This window comes from Streptomyces sp. TRM49041 (assembly GCF_008271805.1).
Classification (GTDB): domain Bacteria; phylum Actinomycetota; class Actinomycetes; order Streptomycetales; family Streptomycetaceae; genus Streptomyces.
In genome coordinates, this window is sequence record NZ_VSRY01000037.1 from 1 (window position 1) to 747 (window position 747).

At 70.0% G+C, this 747-nt stretch carries 1 protein-coding gene; it reads right to left on the minus strand.

The features are described from left to right. A partial coding sequence (locus tag FVS66_RS01735) for a polyketide synthase (protein WP_149179157.1) occupies positions 1–747 on the minus strand: 747 nt, incomplete at both ends.

A 747-nucleotide genomic window follows, 5' to 3' on the forward strand; every position in this document is an offset into this window, starting at 1 on the left:
CGCGGTCAGACCATTGCTCGCACCGTCCTGGTTCACCGCACTGCCACGGATCACACCCAGAATGCGCCGCCCCTTGCGCTGCGCGTCCGACAACCGCTCCACCACAAGCACACCGACACCATCCGAAAACCCAGTGCCGTCCGCCGACGCCGAGTACGCCTTGCAGCGCCCGTCACGGGCCAGACCGCGCTGACGGCTGAAGCCGATGAGCAGGTCCGGTGTGGCCATGAGCGAGATGCCAGCGACCAGGGCCATCTCGCACTCGCCTGCCCGCAGGGCCTGGGAAGCCAGGTGCAGGGCGACGGCGGAGGAGGAGCAGGCCGTGTCCACCGACACCGCAGGGCCCTCGAAGCCGAGGGTGTACGCGATACGGCCGGACACCACGCTCATGGTGGTGCCGGTGAGGTGGTAACCCTCCAGCTCCGGGACCATCGTCGCGTGGTAACCCGAGGCGACGGTGCCGCAGAAGACGCCGGTGTTGCTGCCGCGCAGCGAGGTCAGGCCGATGCCGGCGTCCTCGAACGCCTCCCACGACGCCTCCAGCAGCAGACGCTGCTGCGGGTCCATGGCCAGCGCCTCGCGCGGGCTGATCCCGAAGAAGTCCGCGTCGAACTCGCCGATGCGGTCGACGAAACCACCAGCTCGTGTGTAGACCGTTCCCACCTGGTCGGGGTCCGGGTCGTACAGCCCCTCCAGGTCCCAGCCGCGGTCGGCCGGGAACGGGCCCATCGCGTCCCGCCCGGACGC